The 20,574-nt window shown below is 71.4% G+C and carries 16 protein-coding genes and 3 tRNA genes; 7 read left to right on the top strand and 12 right to left on the bottom strand.

Translation table 11 applies throughout. The features are described from left to right. Positions 1–25: 25 nt before the first annotated feature. From ODJ79_RS19760 to ODJ79_RS19740, 5 genes are all read right to left on the bottom strand, one after another. Positions 26–811 carry an ABC transporter permease gene (locus tag ODJ79_RS19760; RefSeq protein ID WP_263024963.1) on the bottom strand — a complete coding sequence of 262 codons (786 nt, stop codon included), beginning with the start codon at positions 809–811 and terminating at the stop codon, positions 26–28. Next, complete coding sequence (locus ODJ79_RS19755) at positions 808–1,845, bottom strand: ATP-binding cassette domain-containing protein (protein ID WP_263024962.1); 1,038 nt, start codon at positions 1,843–1,845, stop codon at positions 808–810. Before ODJ79_RS19755 ends, ODJ79_RS19760 begins: the two co-directional genes overlap by 4 nt. An 833-nt stretch (positions 1,846–2,678) precedes the next feature. Next, positions 2,679–2,753 (bottom strand) — tRNA-Val (locus tag ODJ79_RS19750). 13 nt (positions 2,754–2,766) lie between these two features. Beyond that, positions 2,767–2,837: transfer RNA gene (locus tag ODJ79_RS19745), tRNA-Cys, on the bottom strand. A gap of 36 nt (positions 2,838–2,873) precedes the next feature. Next, positions 2,874–2,946: transfer RNA gene (locus ODJ79_RS19740), tRNA-Gly, on the bottom strand. Positions 2,947–3,130: 184 nt separating this feature from the next. On the opposite strand from ODJ79_RS19740, the gene eis reads away from it, so the two are divergent. Beyond that, entirely contained in the window at positions 3,131–4,309 is a 1,179-nt protein-coding gene (gene eis / locus ODJ79_RS19735) for an enhanced intracellular survival protein Eis (RefSeq protein WP_263024961.1), read from the top strand. A 29-nt stretch (positions 4,310–4,338) separates the two neighbouring features. Here eis and ODJ79_RS19730 read toward each other — a convergent pair whose 3' ends face one another. The 3 genes from ODJ79_RS19730 to ppk2 all read right to left on the bottom strand — a co-directional run bounded on the left by ODJ79_RS19730 (position 4,339) and on the right by ppk2 (position 7,570). Next, a complete protein-coding gene (locus ODJ79_RS19730; protein WP_263024960.1) occupies positions 4,339–5,001 on the bottom strand; it encodes a vancomycin high temperature exclusion protein in 663 nt (220 codons plus the stop codon). 391 nt (positions 5,002–5,392) lie between these two features. Beyond that, positions 5,393–6,400, bottom strand: a complete 1,008-nt coding sequence (locus tag ODJ79_RS19725; RefSeq protein WP_263024959.1) for an ArsR/SmtB family transcription factor — start codon at positions 6,398–6,400, stop codon at positions 5,393–5,395. A gap of 345 nt (positions 6,401–6,745) precedes the next feature. Then, a complete protein-coding gene (gene ppk2 / locus ODJ79_RS19720; RefSeq protein ID WP_263024958.1) occupies positions 6,746–7,570 on the bottom strand; it encodes a polyphosphate kinase 2 in 825 nt (274 codons plus the stop codon). 74 nt (positions 7,571–7,644) lie between these two features. On the opposite strand from ppk2, the gene ODJ79_RS19715 reads away from it, so the two are divergent. From ODJ79_RS19715 to ODJ79_RS19700, 4 genes are all read left to right on the top strand, one after another. Next, positions 7,645–8,577 carry a DUF2332 domain-containing protein gene (locus ODJ79_RS19715; protein ID WP_263024957.1) on the top strand — a complete coding sequence of 311 codons (933 nt, stop codon included), beginning with the start codon at positions 7,645–7,647 and terminating at the stop codon, positions 8,575–8,577. 715 nt (positions 8,578–9,292) lie between these two features. Further along, the gene (locus tag ODJ79_RS19710) at positions 9,293–9,643 is read left to right on the top strand and encodes a hypothetical protein (protein WP_263024956.1); all 351 of its coding nucleotides are present in this window, start codon (positions 9,293–9,295) and stop codon (positions 9,641–9,643) included. A gap of 30 nt (positions 9,644–9,673) precedes the next feature. After that, a complete protein-coding gene (locus ODJ79_RS19705; RefSeq protein WP_263024955.1) occupies positions 9,674–10,777 on the top strand; it encodes an oxygenase MpaB family protein in 1,104 nt (367 codons plus the stop codon). A gap of 225 nt (positions 10,778–11,002) precedes the next feature. Then, positions 11,003–12,706, top strand: a complete 1,704-nt coding sequence (locus ODJ79_RS19700) for a GMC oxidoreductase (protein ID WP_263024954.1) — start codon at positions 11,003–11,005, stop codon at positions 12,704–12,706. 4 nt (positions 12,707–12,710) lie between these two features. On the opposite strand, the gene ODJ79_RS19695 is transcribed toward ODJ79_RS19700, so the two are convergent. Together ODJ79_RS19695 and ODJ79_RS19690 are read right to left on the bottom strand one after the other, a co-directional pair. After that, positions 12,711–15,476, bottom strand: coding sequence for a helix-turn-helix transcriptional regulator (locus ODJ79_RS19695; RefSeq protein ID WP_263024953.1), 2,766 nt, complete (start codon positions 15,474–15,476; stop codon positions 12,711–12,713). Beyond that, the gene (locus ODJ79_RS19690) at positions 15,473–16,942 is read right to left on the bottom strand and encodes a patatin-like phospholipase family protein (protein ID WP_263024952.1); all 1,470 of its coding nucleotides are present in this window, start codon (positions 16,940–16,942) and stop codon (positions 15,473–15,475) included. The genes ODJ79_RS19695 and ODJ79_RS19690 overlap by 4 nt, the downstream gene beginning before the upstream one ends. Positions 16,943–17,101: 159 nt before the next feature. Here ODJ79_RS19690 and ODJ79_RS19685 point away from each other — a divergent pair, with 159 nt between their 5' ends. Continuing rightward, a complete protein-coding gene (locus tag ODJ79_RS19685; protein WP_263024951.1) occupies positions 17,102–17,500 on the top strand; it encodes a hypothetical protein in 399 nt (132 codons plus the stop codon). Between the two features lie 60 nt (positions 17,501–17,560). After that, positions 17,561–18,088, top strand: a complete 528-nt coding sequence (locus ODJ79_RS19680; RefSeq protein ID WP_263024950.1) for an adenylate/guanylate cyclase domain-containing protein — start codon at positions 17,561–17,563, stop codon at positions 18,086–18,088. Between the two features lie 9 nt (positions 18,089–18,097). On the opposite strand, the gene ODJ79_RS19675 is transcribed toward ODJ79_RS19680, so the two are convergent. Continuing rightward, complete coding sequence (locus ODJ79_RS19675) at positions 18,098–19,717, bottom strand: thiamine pyrophosphate-binding protein (protein WP_263024949.1); 1,620 nt, start codon at positions 19,715–19,717, stop codon at positions 18,098–18,100. Next, the gene (locus ODJ79_RS19670; RefSeq protein WP_263024948.1) at positions 19,714–20,487 is read right to left on the bottom strand and encodes a cyclase family protein; all 774 of its coding nucleotides are present in this window, start codon (positions 20,485–20,487) and stop codon (positions 19,714–19,716) included. Before ODJ79_RS19670 ends, ODJ79_RS19675 begins: the two co-directional genes overlap by 4 nt. Between the last annotated feature and the right edge of the window lie 87 nt (positions 20,488–20,574).

Raw genomic sequence — 20,574 nt, 5'->3', positions numbered from 1 at the left:
TATATGCGAACGATCCTGGTCACGCCTATCCGCCGTTCACCGTGAGTTGGCGGACAGCCACCCGCCAGGCCAGTTTGGCACCGAACCAGAGGACGATCAGCCAGCACAGTTCGGCCAGGACGAGCATGGTCGCGTGTCGGCCGGTGGCCCCGCCGACCAGGATCAACGCGGGAGTGGACACGAGCCCCGCGAAGGGCGACCAGGCGGCCACGACGGCGAGCGAGTGCGGAAGGTATGCGAGCGGAATCAAGGCGCCCGAGAACAGATTGACGATGGCGATCCTGGCCCATTGGATGCCCATGTAGTTCTGTGTCCAGAAACAGCCGAGCGCGAAGGAGTACAAAATAATGAACTTGAGCGGTACCGACAGGACCATGCTGATCGCGAAAAGCGCCAGTTGACCGTTGCGTGGCCATATCATGTCCTCGGCCGTCAGTGTCATGACGCCGCCGACGAGAGCAACCACGAGGATCTCGATCCAGAGCGCACCGAGCACCTCGGCGAAACGCGCCTCCTGATAGCCGACCGGTTTGACGAGGTCCAAGGCCACGTCGCCACCTTTGATCCGGAACATCATCCGGAAATCGGCGTACAGGCCGATCAGGACGCCGGATGCGAAAGCGACCAGCAGATATCCTCGCATCTGCTCCCAGCTGAGAGCGCGCACAGAGGAGTCGGTCAGCAGGACACGCCATACCGCGAGCATCGAGATGAACTGGAACAGCACGCCGAAAAGGCTGAGCACGAACGCCATACGATAGGTGAGCGCGCTTCTCGCCGAGGTGCGCGCCAGGGCCGCGTAAGCCTTCACGCCGGCCTGCTTTCCGCGGTCGCCGGCGTTCCCGTCCGCAGGACCAGCTCGCCGGAGTAGACCCGGCGGATGACGTCCTCGATGGTCGGCTCGTCGAGCTTGAAGTCGACGACATTGGCGATCGCGCCGGTCGCCTCCACGACCTCCCCCGCAGTCAAGACGAATCGATCAAAGCGCACGGAGACGGTCGTCGCCGTGTCTCCGACGGAGACGTCAGCCTTGGGAAGGGCCGCCCGCAACGGCCCTAGGTCGGCGGGGGACGCGGTTCGGATGTGGAGGACCCGCTCGCGGGCGAACTCGTCCTTCACCGCATCCAGGGCGCCGTCGAAGATGATCCGGCCATCGTCGATGATCACCAGGCGGCGACAGAAGCCTTCGATGTCGGCCAGGTCATGACTGGTCAACATGACCATGACGCCGTCGTCGCGGAGACTGCGCAGGAACTCTCGCACCCGGTCCTTGACGGTCAGATCGAGGCCGATCGTCGGCTCATCGAGATAAATGATCCGGGGACCGTGGATCAGTGCGGCGGCCAGGTCCGCCCGCATCCGCTGACCTAGTGAGAGCTTGCGCGCGACGGTACCCATGAACTCGCCGATGCCGAGCACGTCGTCCAAGTTCCGCAGGCGTGCCTGATAGGTGTGCTGGTCGACCCGATAGATGTCGCGCAATAGGGACAGGGAGTCGCTGACCGGCAGATCCCACCAGAGTTGCGTACGCTGCCCGAACAGCACACCGATCTCCTGAGCCACCGCGCGCCGGCTGCGCTGCGGTACCCGGCCATTGATCCGGACGCTACCCTCGGTGGGCTCAAGAATACCGCTCAACAGTTTTACGGTGGTGGACTTGCCCGCTCCGTTCGGACCGACATAGGCGACGGCTTCGCCGGCCTCGATGGAAAGATTGATGTGGTCGACGGCGGTGTGATATGTGAACCGGCGCTGTACGAGGTGCTTTACTGCAGCCGGGAGGCCGGGCCGGCGGTCGGCCCTCCGAAACACCTTCGTCAAGTTTTCAGCTTCAAGTAGAGCCACTGTATTACCATTCGACGACGCCAATGTGCCGCAGGCACAATCTACGGGATGCTTTCGGCGTTCGCACTACTTCTCGGTACCGGAACCACATTGCTGGTTCACTGTCCAAAGTATTGTGACACCGGACACATTCCGCTTCCAGGTCTGGTGCAGATCCACTGTGCGGCTTGTGTCGGATGGGCATTGGCTCGGCCGATCGCCTGCGACACGGCGGTCCGTGCTGTTCAGAGCCGTCTCCGACGGCAAGTAATGATCTTGCGTTGGCTCGCCGTGCCCTGCCCGCCCACCGCCGGGTCGTGTTGCTGCGACTGGCGTACGTCGGGATCACGAACACGTTCGTGTTGCTGCGACTGCTGCCTGGTAGCGACCGCGATCCTCGCCCTGCGGCATCAACTCGCGGCCCTGCAGCGTCAGCTTCCACCGCCGGCACTGGCATCCGCCGTCGAGGGGAACCCGGAGGGCGGCATCCCCGCGATCGTCCGCGGCCGCACTTCCACGACCTTCGCCACAGTCACAAACCTGGCTCATCGAGGACGGCGCCCCCGAGGTTGCCCAAGCCGAACGGCTCGGCCACAGGCCTCCGGGGCCCGCGAGATCTACAGCCACGTCAGCGCCGCCGTCGAGCAACGACTCGTCGCCGGCTTGCAAACCCGCTGGGAGCAGAACCGCTCCCCGTTTCGCCGTGACAACGTTGGGAACCAGGAAGTGCTCACCGATCGGGAAACGGAAGTTGCCACCCTGGGAGCGGCCGATGCTCCCACCGTAAGGACCGGAAAAGCAGAAAGCCCGTTACCGGATGATCGGTAACGGGCCACTTGACCTGCAGGTGTAGATGGTGGGCGATACTGGGATCGAACCAGTGACCTCTTCCGTGTCAAGGAAGCGCGCTCCCGCTGCGCCAATCGCCCTTGGCTTTCGCCGAGGTGGAGACGGGATTTGAACCCGTGTACACGGCTTTGCAGGCCGTTGCCTCGCCTCTCGGCCACTCCACCGAGTCAGCCCTGCACAAACCTGTGAAGGCCTCTCCGAGCGGACGACGGGATTCGAACCCGCGACCCTCACCTTGGCAAGGTGATGCGCTACCAGCTGCGCTACGTCCGCGTGTCTCCCGGAGGGCGTTGCACTCCCCGGCGACGGATGAAACCTTAGCCTGTCGCCGGGCGGCTTGCCAAACCGGGGTGTCCGTCGGCGTGCCGTGCCAGGTGGGGAGCTGCGGCTTCCCGGGTTATCCACAGCCGGAGAAACTTGCGAGCGCGCCGGTGGCCGGGCGGTGTTGGATGGCTCCATGAACTTCCGGCAGATCACGGCGGCCGAGCGGCCCGCGACGATGTTCCCGCTGCAGGCGTACGCGTTCATGCCCTCACCGTGGTCGGCGGAGGACGAGGAGGCCTACCGCCGGCGGATGCGTTATTTCGAGACGACCACGACGCTGATCGCCGAGGAGGACGGCCAGACCCTGGCCGGCGTCGCCGCGCTCCCGATGCGGCAGAACGTTCGCGGCCTGGTGCACGACATGGCGGGTGTGGCGTCGGTCTCGTCGCACCCGATGGCGCGGCGCCGCGGGCTGGTGCGTGAGCTGTTGCAGCGACTGCTGCGTCAGACGCGGGACGAGGGCTGTGCGGTGAGCGCGCTGTACCCCTTCCGCCCGAGTTTCTACGCGCGGTTCGGGTTCGTCGGGATTCCGCGGCATCGCACGGCGGCATTCGCGCCCGAGGGGTTGGCGCACCTGCTGCGGGCCGACCTGCCGGGCGAGGTCGAGCGGCTGCCGACGAGCGAGGGCTTCGCGGCGTGGGAGGGGCTGCAGCAGCAGCTGCTCACCCGGCGGCACGGGTTCGCCGTCTTCGACGACGTGCGGTCGGCCGAGTTCCGGGAGGACAAGTTCTGGGTCGCGGTGGCCCGGGCCGGCGGCGAGGTGGTGGGCGCGGTGCGCTACCGGGTGGATCGGCACGGCGGCGACCTGATCGCATCCGACCTGCTCTGCACCGGGTCGCTGGGGCGGGCGCTGCTCCTGCAGTTCTTCGCCCGGCACGTCGATCAGGTCGCCCAGGTCGTGGTGAGGCTCAGCACCGACGAGGTGCCCGAGCTGTGGGGCACCGACATGCAGGTGTCGACCCGGGGACGAGTCGCCAATCCGACGAAGAACGCCCCCATGGTTCGGGTGCTCGACGTGGAGGCGCTGGCCGGCACGCCGGTCGGGCCGGGCGCGATCACGATCGAGATCCCCGACGACGAGTTGATCGGCGGGGTCTGGCGGCTGGAGTCGGCCGGCGGCGCCCTGACGGTCGCCAAGGGCGACGCACCGTCGGTCACCCTGAGTGCGGCGGGCTTCAGCGGGCTTGTGTACGGGGTGCTCGACCCGGTGGAGGTCCTCGCCCGCGGTCTGGGTGAGATCCCGCCGGCGGCGGTCCCGACGCTGTCCACGATGTTTCCCCGCGAGATGCCCTATCTCGTGGCCGACTTCTGATCGGATGCGATGAGAGCGGAGGTGATGAGTCAGTCCTGAAGTGCTTGTTGGATGGCCGTGTTCCGGGGCGACGAGATCGCGGGTGACCGGTTGCGCAGGGTGTCCCAGACGGCCTTGCCGCTGGCGAAGTAGTCGCGGACGGACTTCTCGACCAGCAGCGTGGCCGGGCAATGGCAGCGGGCGACGACCCCCTCGGCGTCGATGCCCAGATGTCGGCAGAGGGTCACGGCGCGGTCCACATGGAAGGACTGCGTGACGACCAGGGCGCGGGTGACGCCGTAGACGTCGCGGGCGCGGATGCAGGTGTCGTAGGTGTCGAGACCGTGTGGGTCGGTGACGATGCGGCGGGTGTCCACGCCGAGGGCGGTCAGGTAAGCGGCCATCGCGGCGGGCTCGTCACCGGAGCCGCCGTTGCTGTCGCCCGAGACCAGGACCACGCGGGCCTTGCCGGCCCGGACCAGGGCGGCCGCGGTTTCCAGGCGGCCGGCCAGGCGCGGGGAGGGGCGGCCGTCGACGGTCACCTCGGTGCCGAGGACGATCGCTACCTCGGCCGTGGGCGCGTCGGCTTCTGAGTGGAGGTGGCCGCGGGCGGCGAGTACGGTCCAGGCCCAGGGCGCGCTGACCAGGACGAGGGCGGCGATCGCGACGGCGGCGACCAGGAGTAGGCGGCGGCGCCGCCGAACGAGCCTCATGATGCGGCGAGCCTAACCGGCCGCCGCCAACCCGCCCGGCAAGGCGGCCACGCCCAAAACGGGCACGAGAACCGGAGTGCGCAGGCAGCACGGCCACAGGACGAAGGCAGCGCTCGGGCAACGCGGCCGGGGGCGGGCCAGACCGGGCGGGCGCGGGTCCGGGCAGGCAGGCGCAGGGCCGGGCAGGCAGGCGCAGGGCCGGGCAGGCAGGCGCAGGGCCGGGCAGGCAGGCGTGAGCGAGACGGGCGGGCCTGGGCAAGGCAGGCGTGAGCGAGACGGGCGGCCCTGGGCAAGGCGGGCGCGGGCCCGACGGGCGGGCCTCGGGAAGGCGGGCGCGGGCCAGACGGGCGGCCCTGGGCGCGGCGGGCGTGGGCCATACGGGCGGTGCGGGTCAGGCGGGCCGGCGGCGGGCTGCTGCGTCCTCCGCCGGGCGGTCGCCGAGCAAGGCGGCGCCCAGGGGTGTGATGGTGTGCAGGACTGCCTTGCCGACTCGGCTGGTCTGGATCAGGCGGGCCTCGCGCAGGACCGCCGTGTGCTGGCTGACCGAGGCGGCGCTTACGCCGACGCGGCGGGCCAGTTCGGAGGTGGTGCTGCCGTCGCCGATCGACTCCAGGACCGAGGTGCGGGTCTGGCCGATCAGCGCGGCCACCGAGCCGCCGTTGGTAGCCGGGCTCGCGGCTCGGAACAGGGCCGGATCGCGCTCGACCGGGTAGACCAGCACGGGAGGGAGGTCCGGGTCGCGCAGCACGTCGGGGGCGCCCCACGAGAAGTACGACGGGATCAGGACCAGGCCCCGGCCGTCCAGGGCGATGGTCTGCTCGAACGGGGTGTCCACCTCCAGCACCGGCGAGCTCCAGCGCATCATCGGGCGGAAGCTCTCCAGCAAACCCTCGACGCCGTGGTCGAGCAGGGCTCGGGCGCGGCGGGCCCGGTCCGCCTCGACGTGGGCCTGCGCGTCCGGCCAGAACGGGGCCACCGCGACCTCGTGATGCGAGCGCATCGCCGCGGCCACCCGCTCGAGCACCGCCCGGTCGCCCTCGGCCAGCCGCCGCATCCACCACGGCGTGGGCTCGCCGAGCCGGGCGAGCTCGGTCATGTCCTGCCGCAGGCGGGCGGCCGGCGTGGCGAGGAGCGCCTCGATCGCGTACGGCAGGCCCAGCCGGCCCTCTGCGGGCGTCAGGAAGTCGGGATAGTACGCCCCGCGGACCAGCGGCAACAGGATGTCCAGGTCGGCTCGGCGGGTGTGCCGCACGACCTGGTCGCGCCACGCCCCGAAGATCGGGGTCTGGCCGGGCCGCATCAGCCGGAAGACGCTGTAGACGGTCTCCCACATCGGGTCCGGATCGGCGGCCATGCGGACACGGCCGATGTCGTCCGGTGTGAAGATGACGCGCAGCACGTCGGCCCCTCCGGATCAGCTCAAGGGTGCGAGCTTATCCGGGCACGGCGCGGTCACCCACTCCGACAAAGTGGGCTCAACCCTAGAAATGGGGCGCGGCCGCGGGGGCTGCGGCCGCGCCCGTCGAGCCGCCGCCGCACGCGCCCTCGCTGGGACGATCCCCCGTAGTACCAACCGCCACGGCGGCCTGCACGCCCGGTGGCCGGCTCGACCCAACGACGATCGCCGCAACCACCGGCCGGGCTCAAGACGTTTAACGCGTCGCTGAATAGTGAGGAAGGTATCCAGTCCACTTCGTACCGCGTCGACAACAATGTCCGGAACGGACGGCCAGGAGCAAGAACGTCAGTACGGCGTGGGAATGTGCCGAACCGAGAGGGCCGGCTCCCGATACCCGTCCGCTTTCTGGCGTTTCGGCAGCGTCACCTCTCGGCGCTGCAGCGGCTTGTACGGCACCTGCGACAGCAGATGGGTGATCACGTTGAGCCGCCCGCGCTTCTTGTCGTCGGTGTTCGCGACGTACCAGGGCGCCCAGGCCGTATCGGTGGTCCGGAACATCTCGTCCCGCGCCCGCGAGTAGTCGTACCAGCGGCTGTAGGACTTGAGATCCATGTCGGAGAGCTTCCAGACCTTGCGCGGGTCGTTGATCCGGCCCTCCAGCCGCCGGGTCTGCTCGTCGGCGCTGACCTCGAGCCAGTACTTGATCAGAATCACTCCGGACTCGACGATCGCCCGCTCGACCTCGGGCACCAGTCGCAGGAACTGATCGGACTGCTCGGGCGTGCAGAAGCCCAGCACCCGCTCGACCCCGGCCCGGTTGTACCAGCTCCGGTCGAAGATCACGACGTCGCCGGCACCCGGCAGGTGCGGCACGTACCGCTGCAGGTACATCTGGGACTTCTCCCGGTCGGTGGGCGCCGGCAACGCGATCACCCGGAAGGTGCGCGGGCTGACCCGCTCGGTGATCGCCTTGATCGTCCCGCCCTTGCCGGCCGTGTCCCGCCCCTCGAACAGGACGCACACCTTGGCGCCGGCCCCCTTGACCCACTCCTGCATGGCCACGAGCTCGCCATGCAGCCGGCGCAGCTCGTGCTCGTACTCCTTGGTCTTCATCCGAGGCAGTGGCTGCGCTGTCTCCGGGGCGGCGTCCGCCGACTTGTGTTTGGCCATCTCGCCACGGTCGCACGCGCATTCCGCGCCGGAGTCACCCCCAGCGGATAGTTCGCGCACGGCATCATGGGCGCATGTCCACCGCCATGATCTACGCCGAGTTCGCGGCCCGGGAGTGTCGTGACGTCTCCCCCGCGTACGAAAGCCTCTCGGTTGCCGTGTCCCGCGACCGCGAGATGATCGCCCGCCTGGATGCCCTCCCGCCCGCCAAGCGTCAGCCGAATCTGCTGTTCGCGGCCGTGCGGTTCCTGGACGGCCCGGTCACCGACCCGCGCGCGTTCCTCGACTTCACCGCCGAGCGCTGGCCGGACGTCGCGGCCGAGATGCTGGCCCGGGCCACCCAGACCAACGAGGTCGGCCGCTGCGCGCTGCTGCTGCCGGTGCTCGCCGAGCTGCCGCAGCCGCTCGCGCTGCTCGAGGTCGGCGCCTCGGCGGGCCTCAATCTCTTCCCCGATCGTTACGCCTATCAATACGGAGAGGTACGGCTGGGCCACGGCGAGCCGTTGCTGGACTGCGCGCTGACCGGTCGCCGGCCGCCCACCCGACATCCCGAGGTGGTCTGGCGAGCCGGCCTCGATCTGCACCCGCGCGACATCACCGACCCGGCCGACCGGCGCTGGCTCGAGTCGCTGATCTGGCCGGAGCACGACCACCGGCGCGAGCGGCTGAGGGCGGCCGCCCGCATCGCCGCGGCCGATCCCCCGCTGCTCGTGGAGGGCGACCTGGTCGACGATCTCCCCGCGCTGGCCGAGCGGGCGCCCCAGGACGCCACGCTCGTCGTCTTCCACAGCTCGGTGCTCTATCAAGTGCCGGACGCGCGGCGCAAAACCTTTGCCGATCTCGTACGCGATCTGCCCGGTCATTGGATCGCGATCGAGAATCCCACCGTCTTCGAGTACGACAACCTCCCGAACCCGCCGGACGAGACGCTGTACAACGTGCTGGCCTTGGATGGCCGCCCGCTCGCCTGGTGCCGCCCGCACGGCCAGGGCATGGTCTGGTTCTGAGCCTTCCGGCCGGTTCGCGTTCGGTTGCTAGTTTGCCCCTGTGGACGGTCTTGACGAGCAGTTGCCGGCGTGACTGGGCGGCCGAGAGCGCATGGCCACGGCACCGGGGGCGATGACGGCGGCACGCCGCCGGGTGGTCACGACGAAAGCGGTGGCGCACCGCGGCCGCACGGCGGCGCCGGGAGCGTCGCGCAGGCCGAGGGTACGGTCACCACGGTCATTCATGCGGGGCGGCCGGGTGCGGGCGGCGGATCATCCGACTCCACCGGCGGCGGCACTCCGGCGCACTCGTCCCGGCCCGTCGACCCTGAGGAAGCCAGGGTCATGGACGTCTATGACAAGCTCGGCAACCAGCCGCCCGAATTCGACATCGCCGCGAACGACGCCGCCCACGGAGTTCTCGGCGCGCACACCGAGGACCGGCACGGGCACACCGTCCCGCTGCAGCGGGACGCAAATCCGCAGAGCGGCAACCGGACGGTCGAGGGGCGCATCTACGGGGATCCGCCCTGGCCCAACGCGCAGAACATGTCGTACCGGTGGACCGACCCGGGCACCATGAACCGGACGGTCAACGGCTACATCCGGGACAACTGGGAAAGCATCCGCAGCGACCTGGCCCTCGACGGCGAGCATGAGGGCAAGATCGTCGCCGGCAACGCCGTGGGCTCGACATTCTCACGACCTTTCCGTCCGGATCCTGAAGGTGGCAGCCGTGTCCGAGCTTCCCGAACCGCTCCGCGCACGCATGCGGGAGCAGAACTCGGCGCCCGCGATCGACGTCGTGCGGGACTTTCTGGGCTTCAAGGTCGCCGACGCGGAGAGCCTGGACGAGATCCGCGCGGATCTGCGGCAGACGGCGCAGGTGAGCACCCGCAAGCTGCGGCGCGAGCTGGCGGCCTTCGAGGCCGTGTTGGCCGATCCACCCCCGGCGCCGGGCGCGCTGGCGCGGATGGTCGCGTGGGAGGGCAACTGGGTGCTCGACGATCCGTCGGATGAGGCGGCCGCCCGGTTCCTGGGTGACTTGGCCCAGATGCTTCGCGAGGTCCTCGCCGAGGCGGGTTGAGGTCGATGCTGCTCACCTATCGTTGAGGTCATGCCAAGCCGATTCGGGGCTGACCGGGTGTGGAGTGAGCGGGCCGCCCGGCAGTTGCGGCTGGTCGCGGGACCGGATGCCGCGCCGACCGAGCAGGAGCTGGCGGCGCTGCGGGCCGGCCTGACCCGGCGGGACGAGCCGGTCGCCGCGCTGCTGAAGGCCGTCGGGGTCAAGGAGCTGCGCCGGGGTGAGTCGCCGGAGGTGCGGGCCTTCGTCGCCGGCATGGGCGAGCGGCCTTCGTGGGTGGATGATCGGCTGCTCGAACGCGGGGCGCGGGCCTGCCGTGCGTTCGGCATGGACGCCGGGCTCGTGCTGGCCTACGGCTCCCTCCTCGGCGGGTATCGCACGGCCGCGGCGCTTGAGCCGCTGGTGCGTACCGGGCGGCTCACCGGGAGCGAGACGCTGCGCCGGATCAAGGAGACGACGCTCTGGTGGCGGGCGGTGACCGCGCCGGGCGGCATGGCGCCGGGCGGTGAGGGCTTCCGGCTGACCCTGCACGTACGGTTCATGCACGCGCTGGTCAACGCCCAGTTGGAGGCCGACCCGTCCTGGGCGTGGGCCGAGCGCGGCGTGCCGGTCAACCAGTACGACCAGGCCTCGACCTTGGGCGTGTTCAGCACCAGCTTCCTGCTTCACCTGCGCCTTCTGGGGGTACGCGTGACGCGGGCCGACGGCCACGCCGTGATGCACCTCTGGTCCTATGTGGGCTGGCTGCTGGGCGTGGACGACGCCTGGCTCCCGCACGACGAACGCCGGGGGCGCCGGCTGCTGTACCACTTCCTGGCCTATGACCCGCCGCCCGACCGGAACAGCGTGGGCCTCGCGCACGCCCTGATCCACATGTACGACGATCTACCCGGCCGGCGCGGGCGCTGGGAGCGGGAGCGGGCGCTGTCGGTGGGCGGCTGGCTGCTCGGCCCGCGGGCGATGAGCGATCTCGGGCTGCCGTACCGGCCGCCGTGGTACGCGCTGTCGCGGGTGGCGGCGAACCTTGTCTTCAGCCAGGGTCTCGGGCGGCTGCCCGGTGGCCGGTCGCTCCTGCTCGCGCGCGCGGAGCGGCAGGCCAGGGCCCAGTTCGCGCGCTGGGGCGAAGAGCTGCCGTAGGCCGTCGCGCCTGTCACCTCCCGGACGAACCGGCTACATGGGGCGGCCTCCTCAGTAAACTTCGATCGTCGCGCGAGCCGCTTCCGTCGTACCCCTCGGGGCGCGACCGGGCCGGCCGCACTGCTTATCGGGAATCCCTCGTTCCCTGGAGCACGCCTTGCCACCCCGGTTTGCGCCGAGGTTCCTTGACAGCGACGAAACGGGAACCGTGGGGGTATCACAGCCATGAACAGCCAGGACACATTCGACACGATCGTCATCGGCTCCGGGTTCGGCGGTTCGGTGATGACCTACCGGCTCAGCCAGGCCGGGCAGGAGGTCTGCCTGCTGGAACGCGGCAAGGCCTACCCGCCGGGATCGTTCGAGCGCAGTCCGGCCGGGTTACGCCGGGCCGTCTGGAGCCCGGACGAGGGGCGGCACGGCCTCTTCGACATCTGGACCTTCCGCGGCATCGACGCCGTGGTCTCCAGCGGGCTCGGCGGCGGCTCGCTGATCTATGCGAACGTTCTGCTCCGCAAGCCGCCCGACTGGTTCGTGCAGAGCTCGAACGGCGGCGAGGACTGGCCGATCAGCTACCGGGAGCTGCAGCCGCATTACCTGAGCGTCGAGCGGATCATGGGGGTCGCGGCCTACCCGTACGCCGATCCGGGTTATGCGATTCCGAAGGTGACCGCGTTCCGGCAGGCCGTCAACTCCTCGGATCTGCACTGGGAGCCGGCGCGGCTGGCGGTCAGCTTCGCCAACGGGTACGCGACGGCCCACCCGGGCGAGCCGCTCGCGGCGCCCAGCTTCGGCAACGTCCACGACCAGCCGGGGCGGCCGCCGACCGTGCGGCTCACCTGCCGGCTGTGCGGGGAGTGCGACATCGGCTGCAACTACGGCAGCAAGAACTCGCTGGATCACACGTACCTGTCGCTGGCCCGGAACAAGGCCGACATCCGGGTGCTCTCCGAGGTCCGGGAGATCGAGTACCGGGACGGCGGGTACGTCGTGCGGTACGTGCGGCACGACCCCGACAACGCGGCCGCCCCGACGCCGCACGAGGTCCGGGCGCCGCGGGTGGTGCTGGCCGCGGGCGCGCTCGGCTCCACCTACCTGCTGCTGCGCAACCAGCGTGCCGGGAACCTGCCAGGTCTCGCCCCGCCCCAGCCCGGCGGGCCGCTCGGCACGCGCTTCTCCGGGAACGGGGACTTCCTGGCGCTCGCGCTGCGGGCCAAGCGAGCGGACGGCTCGTCGCTGCCGCTCGACGCCGATCGTGGCCCGGTCGTCACGGGGGCCGCCGAGGTGCCGTTCGATCCCCGCGATCCGCGCGGACGCGGGTACTACATCGAGGACGGCGGCTACCCGGCCTTCGTCGACTGGCTCACCGAAGGGGTCGGGTTCGGCCTGCCGGGGCGTGCGGTCAAGTTCGGTATCAAGAGGTTCTTGGCGTGGGCGTTCGCCAATCCGGACTCGTCGATCGGGTCCGACTTCGCCGACCTGATCGGCCCGGCGACGCTGACCTCCAGCTCGCTGCCGCTGCTCGGGATGGGCCGGGACGTGCCGGACGGCACGATGTACCTGCGCGGACGCGACAACGACTACCTGGGCATCGACTGGAACCGGCGGTCGTCACGCGCCTACCACCGGGGCCTGCGGGACGCGTTGCGGCAGATCAGCGATCGGCTGGGCGCGACCTACCGGGACACCCCGCAGTGGCGGTACCTGCGGCGGATCACCACGGTGCATCCGCTCGGCGGCGCGCCGATGGGCCGGGACCCGTCGCGCGGGGTGGTCGACCGGCACGGCCAGGCCTTCGGGCAGGACGGGCTGTTCGTGGTGGACGGCGCCGCGATGCCGGGCGCGGTCGGGCCGAACCCGAGCCTGACCATCGCCGCGTTCGCCGACTGGTCGGCCGAGGCGATCATCTCGGGCGCCACCGAGAGGTGACGCGTCACTGGGTGAGGATCTGCCGGGCGAGCTCGGTCCGCGACCGGACCCCGATCTTCCGGTAGATCCGGCTCAGGTGGAACTCGACGGTCTTCTCGCTGAGGAAGAGCTTCCGGGCCGTCTCCCGGTTGCTCAGCCCGCCGGCCACCGACATCGCGATCTGCAGCTCCTGCGGGGTCAGCTGGGCCACCAGCCCCTCCGCCGCCGGGACCACCCGCTCGCCGGCGGCGCGCAGCTCCTGCTTGGCCCGGCTGATCCAGACCCCGGCGTCCATCCGGGTGAAGGCGTCGAACGCGGCGCGCAGATGCCGGCGCGCCTCGATCCGGCGGCCGGAGCGGCGCAGCCGCTCACCGTGGCAGAGCGCCGTGCGGGCGCGGGCCAGCGCGTTCGGGGCCGCGTCGTGCATCCGGTACGCGGCCGCGAACAGCTCGTCGTAGTCCTCGGCGGCGTCCAGCCCCCGGCAGCGCATCGCCAGCGCCGCCACGGCCGGGAACTCGTCCTGCCGGCTCAGCGTGTCGACCTGCTCGGCGAGGTCCGGCTCGAGCGGCCGGCCGGCCCGCAGGTACGCCTCGACCAGGTCGAACGCGGTCGGCCGGCCCAGCATGATCTGCCCGGTCTCGCGCAGCCCGGCCCGGTTGACCGGCTCCAGCTGGTCGATCGCCTCCTGGTAGCGGCCCAGGCTGAGGGCCAGCAGGCCGAGCGAGTCCTGGATCGTGGCCGGGTATTCGATCTCCAGTCGCCGGGCGGTCTCGGTCACCGTGGCCAGGTGTGCGAGGCACTCCTCCTCCCGGCCACGCATCGCCGCGATGTACGCCAGGCATCCGCCGTTGAAGTACCGCCACAGGTGCTCGCCGGTCTCGTCGGCTATCGCCACCGCCTCCGCGGCCTGCGCGCTCGCCACGCTAAACCGGCCGGTGCGGGCGCGCACGTACGACCAGCCGTAGAGCACGCAGGGCAGCAGGCCGAGCGCGACGCTGCGCCGGGCGTACTCCTCGACGTGCCGCAGCAGCGCTTCGGCCCGCTCGACCTGGCCGGTCCACAGCAGTGCCAGCGCGGCGAAGACGGCGTACTCGGGGTCGACGGTGGCGATGTTGGTCTCCGCGATGGCGGCCGCGTTGACCAGCACCCGGCGGCTCTCCGAGGTGGGCGTCAGGTGGAAGAGGGCGGTGCCGAGGATCAGCTGCGAGATGAGGTCGGCCGAGCTGCCCGGCTCGGGCACCCGGTCGCAGGCCCGGCGGGCCATGTCCAGCGACTCCACCACCCGGCCGGCCAGCAGCGCCGCGAAGGCGGACTCGGCGAGCAGCGAGGTCGCCTCGATCGCATCGGCAGCCTGCTGGGCGTGCTGGTCGAGCAACTCCGAGCCCTGGGCCAGCATGGTCACCGCCTGGCGTACCCGGCCGTGGAACAGGTGGATGCGGCCGAGCGTGTGGATCAGTTCGGCCCGCAGCCGGGTCTCGGTGGCGAGGTCGAGGGCGACCTCGAGGTACTGCATCGCCGCCTCCACCTGCCCGGCGACCCGCGCGTTCTCGGCGGCGCCGCGCAGCCGGGCGGCTCGCGGCTCGGCCCCCTCGGTCAGCGCGGCCGCCCGGGCCAGCGCCGCAGCGGCGGCCGCGTACCCGCCGCGGCGCCGGGCGTTCGCGGCCGCGGTCTCCAGCGCGTGCGCCGCCTGCTCGTCCCGGCCGGTCGCGGCGTGCGCGAGATGCCAGGCCCGCCGGTCGGCGTCCTCGGGGCCGTCCAGCGCGCCGGCCACCGCGCGATGGGCCGCCCGGCGCTCGGCGTCGGTGGTCAGCGCGAACACGGTCGACGGGATCAGCGGGTGCCGGAACTGGACGCGAACCCCGTCGACCCGGATCAGGCCGGCCTTCTCCGCCTGGTCGAACAGGTCGTCCCGCTCGCCGAGCTCGGCCGCCGCGCGCAGCAGGATCCGCAGCTCGGCGGCCGGTTCGGCGGCGGCCACCAGCAGGCCGATCCGGGCCGCGTCGCCCAGCCCCCGGATCCGCTCGGCGAACAGCTCCTCCGCCGCCAGACCGGCCGGCAGCGGCTCGGGCACCGGCACGGTGCCGGACCGCTGGGCGGCGCTGAGCTGCGCCGCCACCTCGCGCAGGGCGAGCGGGTTGCCGCCGGTCTGCCGGGCGAGCTGCTCGACCACGGGCGCGATCGCCGGCGTGCCGGCCTCGTCGAGCAGCCGGACGGCGTCGCCCACGATCAGGCCGCCCAGATTGATCACCTGGAACGGGCGTACGTCCAAAGAGGAACGTGCCGCGGAGCGCTCCGCCATGATCAGGCCGACCGGGTCGGCCTGCAACCGCCGCGCGGTGAACGACAGCGCCTCGACCGTCGGCACGTCGAGCCAGTGCAGGTCGTCGACGCAGATCAGCATCGGCTGCCGCGCCGACGCCGTGGTGATCAGGCTGAACGTCGCCGCGTACGTGGCGAACCGGTTCTCCGGCGCACCCGGCGCGAGCGCCAACGCGGCCTCGAGCGCCGCCCGCTGTCCCTCGGGCATGCCCGGCAGGAACTCCAGCAGCGGTTGAAGCAGCGCGTGCAGCCCGGCGAACGGCAGGTCGGTCTCGGTCGGCGTGCCGGTGACCGAGAGGATCAGCATGCCGGTCGCCTCCCGGCAGGCGAACTGGGTCAGCGAGGTCTTGCCGATCCCCGGCTCGCCGCGGATGACCAGGACCTGGCTGTGACGCTCCTGCCGAACCTTCTCCAGCAGGTGCAGGACGGCACGGCACTCGATGGCCCGCCCGACGAGCCCGGCGGTCGTCATCGCCGGGCCAGGGCGTCTCGGGCGGCGACGAGGCCCATCCGGCCGAGCAGCCGCGCCACCGCGAACCGGCCGCGCCACGGCAACGACCGCACCCCCGAGCCGCCCGCGCGCCGCCACCCGTCGCCCGGCCGGTACGCCTCGTACGCGGCGCGAGTCGCCTTGTCGGCGGCGTCGGCGGGCAGGCCGTACCGCTCCAGCGGGCGCCCGTCGAGCCAGCCGAGCACCGCCGCGTAGCCCAGGTCGAAGTCGCTCTGCCGCAGGCCGGGATCGAGCAGGCCGCCGAAGCGGAACAGGAAGTCGCCGGCCAGCACCCGCCCCGGCCCGACCTCGCGGACGCCGGGCACCAGATCGGGCGAGATCAGCTCGATCGGCACCTCCTGGCGGGAAGCGACGCCGGCGACCCGGGCCAGCGTCTCGAAGATCAGCATGTCGTCGGCGGGATAGCCCACGCCACCGTCGAGTTCCGCCAGGGCCTGCCGGAAAGCCTCGCGGCCACGGTCGTCCAGGCAGCCGGACAGATGGCGGCCCAGCACCTCGACGGCGCGGCACCGCTCGTTGACCTCGTGGGACTCCCGCACGTCGTCGAGGATCGACTGGGCGTCCATGATCTGCGCGCTCCGGCGCAGCGTCGCCAGCCAGGTCGGTGGTGCGGCCGGGTCGGCCCAGGACCGCCCGCCGGAGACGGCGATCGGGAGCGGCTCGAGCACCACGTGGACGCGCCGGTCCGCCGCGCTGCCGGTGTCGGGCCGGGCCCGCGCCAGGCGCATCGTCCGGCCGAGCGGCTTGCGTTTGAGCAGGCTGCCGTCCGCGTACCAGAACGACCCGGTCGCCGGGAAGTTCTGCACGCCCGCCGCCCGATAGCTGCCCTCCTCGGCCGCGCGGGAGACGAGCCGGGGCCGGAACCCGACCGGGTTGGCGGCGGAGGCCAGCACGAGCTGCAGCAGGGACACGCCCGGCGGCGTGCGGAAGCGGACCCCGTCGGGCGCCGGCTCGGCGCTGAACTCACCCCAATCCAGGTACGTGACGATCGGCTCGCCGCCGGCCGGCATGCGATAGGCGAGCCCGCGCAGGTTGGTCAGCGCCACCGAGACCACGATCGGCACCGACTGCCGATGACCGGCCGGCCGGCCCGGCGTGTGCAGGAAGGTGCCGGCGAGACGCTCCAGCGACTCCCCGGAGAGCGGCGCGCGACCGGACGCCGCGTGCAACAGTGCCGGGAGCGAGGCCTCCTCGACCCAGGCGCGCCGCAGCAGGTCCACCGGGTCGAGTCCGTCGAGCAGCGCACGCGCGACGAGGACACTGGTCAGCGAGCCGGCCGAGGAGGCGCCGATCAGGTCGACGCAGGCCTGCGGCTCGTCGCCCTCGCACAGGTCACCGACCGCCACGACCAGCGCGGCCAGGGCGCCCGCCTCGAAGGCGCCCAACGCCACGCCACCGGGAAGGGTCAGCGCCAGCCGGATCGTCATACCGCCTCCGACTGTCCCAACCCGGCTGGATCCGGACAACACGACTGTCGGCATTCCGCAAGGGTTTCCCCGGAAGCGGCGTTAGGGAAAGCCCAGAAGCCCCCGCGGCCGGTTCGACCGGAGAGTGAGAGGCACCTACCCCACTCGAAGGGAGTTGCCATGCCGGGCAACCAGGACGCCAACATCAAGCTGCTGTACGTCGTCGACGAGAACTCGTTCTTCACGGCCGACACGGTGGACAACGGTGCCGCGTTCGACGTCATCGCCAACGTCGAGATCGGCAAGGACCTGATGGAGGTCGTCTCCAAGGAGAACCTCTTCGTCTCGGTCGTCAACCTCAGCCAGTCCACCGTGCTGCAGCAGCAGTCGCTGGAGAACGTGCTCACCCCGGTTGCCAACCCCGACCCGCTGAACCAGGAACTGCGGATCAAGGTAAGCGGCGGCTGGACCGCGAACGAGGGCGACGTGATCGAGGCGGTCGCGACGTACAAGGTCACCGCCGGCGTCTACACCGACTACTCATCCGCCCGCAGCGGCACCGTCGTGGTGTCGGCGTAACCACCGGAGTCGAGGCGCCGGTCTGCCCCGCGCAGGCCGGCTCGCTCGTTGGAGGAGCGAATGTCCGAGGACAGTTCCTTTCGGCGGCATGTCGCCGTGCTGTTCGTCGACATCAGCGGCTTCACCCGGCTCGTCGAATCCGTTCCGCCGGAGGAGGTCTACCGGACCGTACGGCCGGTGCTGGACGAGCTGAGCCGGGTCGTCCAGGGACACGGCGGCGAGATCCAGCAGGTTCTCGGCGACGGTTTCATGGCCGTCTTCGGCCTGCGCACGTCGGGCGACGAGGTGGGCAGCGCGGTGCGGGCGGCGCTCGCCACGCTCCAGATCCCGACCGAGATGCCCGTCCACGCCGGCGTCGAATGCGGCGAGGTCCTGGTGACGCCCTCGTGGGAGCCGGGCCGGTTCGCGGTGTGGGGCCGGGTCGTCAACATCGGCAAGCGGCTCTGCGACCTGGCCGCGGCCGGCGAGCTGCAGCTCGGCCCGATGGCGTTCGGCCGGGTCGCCGAGCAGGTCGGCGCGGCAACGCCGGCCCGCGTGACGTTGAAGGGCATCACCGACGCGATCGTCGCCCACCGCGTCGTCGCCTGAGACCGCGCCTCAGTGGCCGCGGAACGCCTCCTCCAGCCACCACGAGGGGCGGGTCGCGGCGACCTTCGCGTCCACCACCATCGGGACCGATCGGGGGCCGGCCAGCCACTTCCGGACCGGGGCCAGGTCGGCCGGGTCGCGGACCGTCACCGCCTCGCAGCCGTACCCGCGGGCGATCGCGGCCAGGTCGGTCTCCGGGAAGACGACGATGTCGAGCGGGTGGCCGCCGGGGCCGAAGTGGTGGACCTCCGCGCCGTACGCGTTGTCGTCGTAGACCACGATCAGCATGCCCAGGCCGAGCCGGCGGATCGTCTCCAGCTCGGCGATCGCCATCAGGAAACCGCCGTCGCCGCAGGCCGCGACCGGGAGCCGGCCGGGCGAGGCGAGGGCGGCGCCCAGCGCGCCGGCCAGGCCCAGCCCGATCGACTGGAACGCCTGGGCGAAGCAGAAACCGCGGTGGTCGGGGACGGACAGGAACATCGACGGGTAGCCCATGAAGTTGCCGGAGTCCACCGCGATCACCCGCTCGGCCGGGAGCAGGCCGTCCAGCGCGATCGTGAACGTACGCGGGTCGATGTGCTGGTCGTCGCCGTCGTCGGCGTACGGCACGTCGCGCCAGCGGCCCTCGGCAGCAATCCTCGAACGCACGGGCGGCACCCGATAGCCGAGCCCGGCACGCGGCGGGAGGACGGCCAGCGCGGCCCGGGCGCAGGCGGCGGTGTCGGCGACGATGCCCTGGTCGATGCGGTGGTGGGCGCCCAGCGCGTCGGCGTCGAGATCCACCTGCACCACCGTCGCGGCCGACCGGATCAGCGCGCCGTGCCGCGTGGTCCACATGTTCAGCGACGCGCCCCAGGCCACCACCAGGTCGGCGGCGGTGATCAGCTCGGCGGCGACCGGGGTGGCAAACCCGCCGGACACGTCGAGCGACCAGGGATCGCCGGCGAACAGGCCCTTGGCCACCGCCGACGTGGCCAGGAGCGCGCCGCAGGCGGCGGCCAGCTCGGTGAGCTCGGGGCCGGCGTGCAGCGCGCCGCGGCCGGCGATGAAGACCGGGCGGTCGGCCTCGGCGAGCAGGGCGGCCAGTGCGCCCACCTCGGGCGCCGGCAGGCGGGGGCGGGTGAGGGCCGGCGGTTCGCTCGGCAACGCGGGCGCGGCCTGCACTTCCAAGGGCAAATTCAGGATGACCGTACGCCGTTCCGCCACCGCCGCGTGCCAGGCGCCGGCGGTGTCCTCGACGGCGGTCTCGGCGCTGCGGACCCGGCGGCTGGTCGCGCCCACGGCGACGGCCAGGGCGTCCTGGTCCACCCGGAAGTTCGAGCGCGGGGCGGTCGCTTCGGCGGCCAGAACAATCATCGGCGTACGGCTCTTGGCCGCCTCGGCGATCCCGGTCATGGCGTTGGTCAGCCCGCAGCCCTGATGGACCGTGACGATGCCGGGGCGGCCGCTGATCCGTGAATAGGCATCAGCGGCGACGGCGGCGCCCATCTCATGCCGGGTGGCTATGAAGCGGGCGCCGGCCGCGACCAGCGCGTTGGTCACGTGGAAGTTGCCGCTGCCGACCACGCCGAAGACCCGGTCGGCGCCGAGACCGGCCAGCGTGCTGCCGACGACCTCGGCGACGTTCATCGCTCGACCAGCGCCAGCACTCTCGTGGGGCTGCCCGAGCCGCCGACGATCGGCAGCGGGGCGGCGATCACGACCGCGCCGGTCGGCGGGAGCAGGCGCAGGTTCTGCAGCTGGGTCAGGCCGTACTTGCCGGCGCCCAGGACGAACGAGTGGCACGGGAAGGGCGGGTCGAACGAGTGCGCGGCGCCGGCGTCGGTGCCGACCGTCTCGACCCCGACCCCGATCACCGGGGCCTCCTCGGCCAGCCACTTGGCGGCCTCGACCGCGATGCCCGGGGTGTGCGGGCCGGTCTCGTCGGCGTTGAGGAAGGCCTCCTGGTCGGCCGAGCGCGCGTCCCATCCCGTACGCAGCAAAAGCCAGCCGCCCGCCGGAAGCGGCCCGTGCGACCGCTCCCAGTCGCGGAGGTCGTCGACCGTGAGCAGGTAGTCGGGATCGGTCGCCACCCGATCGGACAGATCCACGACGACGGCCGGCGCGACCAGCCGCTGCGGGCGGATCTGCGAGACGTCGTCACCGTCCTTCGCGGTCACCCAGTGGATCGGCGCGTCCAGGTGGGTGCCGGTGTGCTCGCCGGTGTGAATGTTGTTCCAGTACCAGGCCGGCCCACGGTCGTCGTACCGGCTGATCTCCTCGAGCCCGAACGTGATCGTGTCGGCGAACGGCGGCGGCAGCTTGAGGATCGGGGTCTCGCTGGACAGCGGGGCGGTGAGATCGATGACCTCGATCGTCCCGGCGCTGATTCCGGACACCAGTTCCGACAGAACGCCCATCACGCCTCCGACTCCCTCGTCGTCCCCGTTCTCCAGCAGAGCCTAAGCGGCAAAACGACAGAACGGTCCCCCTTGCGGGACGCGGGA

Source organism: Actinoplanes sp. KI2 (genome assembly GCF_025630775.1).
GTDB lineage: Bacteria > Actinomycetota > Actinomycetes > Mycobacteriales > Micromonosporaceae > Actinoplanes.
Note: the sequence above shows the minus strand (reverse complement) of the source record. Positions and strands in the feature narration are given on the sequence as shown.

Bases quoted from the DNA above. Each gene is read 5' to 3' on its own strand.
- eis (WP_263024961.1), top strand. From the start codon at position 3,131: ATGAACTTCCGGCAGATCACGGCGGCCGAGCGGCCCGCGACGATGTTC.
- ODJ79_RS19730 (WP_263024960.1), bottom strand. From the start codon at position 5,001: ATGAGGCTCGTTCGGCGGCGCCGCCGCCTACTCCTGGTCGCCGCCGTC.
- ppk2 (WP_263024958.1), bottom strand. From the start codon at position 7,570: ATGGCCAAACACAAGTCGGCGGACGCCGCCCCGGAGACAGCGCAGCCA.
- ODJ79_RS19715 (WP_263024957.1), top strand. From the start codon at position 7,645: ATGTCCACCGCCATGATCTACGCCGAGTTCGCGGCCCGGGAGTGTCGT.
- ODJ79_RS19705 (WP_263024955.1), top strand. From the start codon at position 9,674: ATGCCAAGCCGATTCGGGGCTGACCGGGTGTGGAGTGAGCGGGCCGCC.
- ODJ79_RS19700 (WP_263024954.1), top strand. From the start codon at position 11,003: ATGAACAGCCAGGACACATTCGACACGATCGTCATCGGCTCCGGGTTC.
- ODJ79_RS19695 (WP_263024953.1), bottom strand. From the start codon at position 15,476: ATGACGACCGCCGGGCTCGTCGGGCGGGCCATCGAGTGCCGTGCCGTC.
- ODJ79_RS19690 (WP_263024952.1), bottom strand. From the start codon at position 16,942: ATGACGATCCGGCTGGCGCTGACCCTTCCCGGTGGCGTGGCGTTGGGC.
- ODJ79_RS19685 (WP_263024951.1), top strand. From the start codon at position 17,102: ATGCCGGGCAACCAGGACGCCAACATCAAGCTGCTGTACGTCGTCGAC.
- ODJ79_RS19680 (WP_263024950.1), top strand. From the start codon at position 17,561: ATGTCCGAGGACAGTTCCTTTCGGCGGCATGTCGCCGTGCTGTTCGTC.
- ODJ79_RS19675 (WP_263024949.1), bottom strand. From the start codon at position 19,717: ATGAACGTCGCCGAGGTCGTCGGCAGCACGCTGGCCGGTCTCGGCGCC.
- ODJ79_RS19670 (WP_263024948.1), bottom strand. From the start codon at position 20,487: ATGGGCGTTCTGTCGGAACTGGTGTCCGGAATCAGCGCCGGGACGATC.